The following is a 3,520-nucleotide window of genomic DNA, read 5'->3' as shown; positions in this document are numbered from 1 at the left end:
TGTTTTATATTAATCATCTCATAAATCAAAGTGGATAACACATAGATATGAAAAAAAGTCTACCTTTGTAAAATAAAGTTGGAGAAGTATTAGGTGTACCTTCCCGCATATTAGGTTATAAAACAATTTATTAGAATATGTACAATTGGTTTGAGTGTAAGATAAAATACGACAAAATGCTGGAAACCGGCATGCAAAAAACAGTAACAGAACCCTATTTAGTAGATGCTTTATCGTTTACTGAAGCGGAGGCGAGAATAATTGAAGAGATGAAGCCTTTTATTTCGGGAGAGTTTTCTGTCTCAGATATCAAACGAGTGAAGTATACCGACTCGTTCTTCAATGAAACGGGTGACCGCTACTACAAGGCGAAGTTGTATTTCATTACGCTCGACGAGAAAAGCGGATCGGAGAAAAAAACAGCTGTCAACATGCTGGTGCAGGCTTCTACGCTGAGAGAAACCGTTGATATAGTGGAGACGGAAATGAAAAAGACAATGATTGATTACGATATCGCATCGGTCGCGGAGACAGCAATTGTTGATGTTTTTCCCTATTCCGCCGGACCCCAAAAAGAGAAGTTGGAATGAGTATTAAAACCCATATAAATGAATTGCGAAAGGCAATTATGCCGGAAGTGAAGATAGTGGCGGTTTCAAAATTTCATTCCGCCAGTACTGTCCGGGAAGCTTACGATGAAGGACAGAGGGCCTTCGGCGAGAGCCGTGTGCAGGAACTGGTTGTAAAACAAGAGCAGCTGCCGCGTGATATTGAGTGGCATTTTATCGGCAACCTGCAACGCAACAAAGTAAAACAGATTGCCCCCTTTATCTCGCTTATTCACAGCTTAGACAGTGAACGGCTGATGCTTGAGATTGAGAAGCAGGGAGCTCTTAATAACCGTGTTATTCCATGTCTGCTTCAGATCCATATTGCCGAAGAGGAGACCAAATCGGGCTTTTCACCCGGTGAATGTCGGCAGTTTCTGGCGAATGGTAAATGGAAAGAGTGTACTCATGTTCGTCTTAAAGGACTTATGGGGATGGCTACATATACTGACGACAAAGATCAGATTCGCAGGGAATTTCAGCAGTTGAAATCACTTTTTGAAGAGATTAAAGCCGGTTATTTTTCAAATGATCCGGAGTTTAATGAACTGTCGATGGGGATGTCGGGCGATTACCCGATTGCCATTGAAGAGGGCAGTACGATGATACGACTGGGTACCCTCATTTTTGGAGAACGTTAGGTGTGAAGGGTGCCCCGGCGTTACTTTGATGCCGCCTAAAATTAATTTCCCGTACAGCATATCGATTTTATCGATAAAAATACCTAATTTTGTTTATTAGTAAATTTTTGAAAAACATCCGTTGAGTACATGGTCAATTTAGAAACAACTTTTGCGGGATTGCATCTTAAGAATCCTCTGATAGCTGCCAGCAGTGGGCTTACAAATTCACTGAAGAAGATTAAAGAACTCGAGAGTGCTGGAATAGGTGCCATTGTGTTGAAGTCGCTGTTTGAAGAGCAGATAGAGAGCCATTCCGAGAAACTTGCCCAGATAACCGATTATCCTGAGGCTGCAGATTATATCAATGCTTATGTGGAGATGAACCACATGGATAAGTATCTGGATCTTATACGTTCTGCCAAGTCTGAGTGTAATGTGCCGGTAATTGCCAGTATTAATTGTTACAAGCTGTCACGATGGACAGAGTTTGCCAAAACCATTCAGGATGCAGGTGCTGATGCACTGGAGCTAAATGTTTTTGTCATCAACGCCGGTGAATTTGGTGATACTTATCTGGAAGATTCTTATGTGAATATTGTCAAAGAGTTGAAGAAAGTGATCAGGATTCCGGTAGTGATAAAGATGGCCAAAAATATCAGCAATTTACCTGGTTTGGCAGGCAAGCTCAAATCGCTTGGAGCAAAAGGAATTGTACTTTTTAACCGTTTCTATCAGCTTGATATAGATGTTAAAAAAATGGAAATCACATCTGGTCCTGTATTTAGTAATCCTTCCGATTTCAGTGATACTCTGAGATGGACTGCAATTGTTTCCGGACGCGTACATGAATTGGATATTGCATGTTCGTACGGTGTGCACTCATGGGAAGATGCCATCAAGGGTATTTTGGCAGGGGCAGGAGGGATACAACTCTGCAGCGTTCTTTACGAACAGGGATTAAACGTGATAGAGAACATGCTCACCTGCATGGAAGAGTGGATGAATCAAAGAAACTTTACAACTATTGATGATTTTAAAGGCAAACTGAACTACGCCAATATCAGCAGCCCGTCACTATATGAGCGGGTACAGTTTATGAAGTACTTCTCAAGTTACAAATGACCGGTAACGAACACCACTGAGTAATTAATATACATTTGCCTGTGGACCGGTATGCCAAATGTTTTGAAAGTAACTGATACAACTAAGTCATGAATATACAACAATTAGAATATATTATCGCGGTAGATAATCACCGCCACTTTTCAAAAGCAGCAGAGGCTTCTTTTGTAACTCAGCCAACACTCAGTATGATGATACAGAAACTGGAAGAAGAGCTTGGCGTGAAGATATTCGATCGTTCACAACTTCCGGTACAGCCGACTGAGATTGGGGAGAAGGTTATCAATCAGGCTCGAGTTGCTGTAGCTCAAGTAAATCAGATAAAGGAGATTATTCAGGAAGAAAGAGGTATTGTGAAAGGTGTCTTCAGGTTAGGAATAATTCCCACTGTATCGCCATATCTCCTGCCTAGGCTAATGCAGGTCCATTCTGAAAACAGATTTGATATACGTATAGTAATTTCTGAACTAACAACGGATCAGATACTTAAAGGCCTTTCCAATGATTCGTTGGATGGAGGTATTTTGGCCACCCCGCTGAAAGATCCTGCTATTACGGAGCACCCTATGTACTACGAAAGATTCTTTGCTTATGTATCTCCATTTGAAAAATCGTTATATTCAAAGACTGTTCTTGATGAAGGTGATCTTACGGCTTCAAGACTCTGGCTGCTTGATGAGGTGCATTGCTTCAGAACACAAATTCTGCATCTGTGCCACCTGAAAAAAAGGCGTGGCGGCAATCATTCCATCTTTTCCTATGAAGCTGGAAGCATAGATACCCTCATCAATATTGTGGATCAGAATGAAGGGCTTACAGTTATCCCTGAAATGGCTATTGCAAATTTGAGCGAAACACAGAAAAAGAACGTGCGATCTTTCAGAAACAGTACACCTGTGCGGGAGATAAGCCTTATTACAAGGAAAGAATTTCTGCGGGAGAGGTTGATTAATATCATTATAGGTGAAGTGAAGGCGGCAGTGCCAAGATCACTTCAGGATGATGCGATGAAAAAATATATTGTTCCTTTGTAGCAGAGATTGGTTTGAAATTATGGAAAAGCCTTATCATAATAAAAAATAAGTCCCGGACGGCTGAATATTTGAGTTTGCCTCATATACAGGTCTAAATGGAATATTTAATGAACCGTAGTATAAGAGAAATCTA

4 protein-coding genes are annotated in these 3,520 nt (G+C 40.9%); all 4 read left to right on the top strand.

Annotation, left to right across the window (positions count from 1 at the left end; translation table 11 throughout):
- Positions 1–137 precede the first annotated feature (137 nt).
- Complete coding sequence (locus tag B3B27_RS06845) at positions 138–590, top strand: DUF4494 domain-containing protein (RefSeq protein ID WP_238868094.1); 453 nt, start codon at positions 138–140, stop codon at positions 588–590.
- Positions 587–1,249, top strand: a complete 663-nt coding sequence (locus B3B27_RS06840; RefSeq protein ID WP_238868093.1) for a YggS family pyridoxal phosphate-dependent enzyme — start codon at positions 587–589, stop codon at positions 1,247–1,249. Before B3B27_RS06845 ends, B3B27_RS06840 begins: the two co-directional genes overlap by 4 nt.
- Positions 1,250–1,378: 129 nt before the next feature.
- Entirely contained in the window at positions 1,379–2,353 is a 975-nt protein-coding gene (locus B3B27_RS06835) for a dihydroorotate dehydrogenase-like protein (RefSeq protein WP_238868092.1), read from the top strand.
- Positions 2,354–2,442: 89 nt separating this feature from the next.
- Positions 2,443–3,387 (top strand): hydrogen peroxide-inducible genes activator, encoded by a 945-nt coding sequence (locus B3B27_RS06830; RefSeq protein WP_238868091.1) that lies wholly within the window; start codon positions 2,443–2,445, stop codon positions 3,385–3,387.
- The last annotated feature ends 133 nt before the right edge of the window (positions 3,388–3,520 follow it).

Origin of the sequence: Proteiniphilum sp. UBA5463 (assembly GCF_002427225.1) — a bacterium.
Taxonomy (GTDB): Bacteria; Bacteroidota; Bacteroidia; order Bacteroidales; family Dysgonomonadaceae; genus Proteiniphilum; species Proteiniphilum propionicum.
This window is presented reverse-complemented; position numbering and strand designations above follow the sequence as displayed.

Excerpts from the sequence above, each read along its gene's own strand:
- B3B27_RS06835 (WP_238868092.1), top strand. The coding sequence starts at position 1,379 with ATGGTCAATTTAGAAACAACTTTTGCGGGATTGCATCTTAAGAATCCT.
- B3B27_RS06830 (WP_238868091.1), top strand. The coding sequence starts at position 2,443 with ATGAATATACAACAATTAGAATATATTATCGCGGTAGATAATCACCGC.
- B3B27_RS06840 (WP_238868093.1), top strand. The coding sequence starts at position 587 with ATGAGTATTAAAACCCATATAAATGAATTGCGAAAGGCAATTATGCCG.
- B3B27_RS06845 (WP_238868094.1), top strand. The coding sequence starts at position 138 with ATGTACAATTGGTTTGAGTGTAAGATAAAATACGACAAAATGCTGGAA.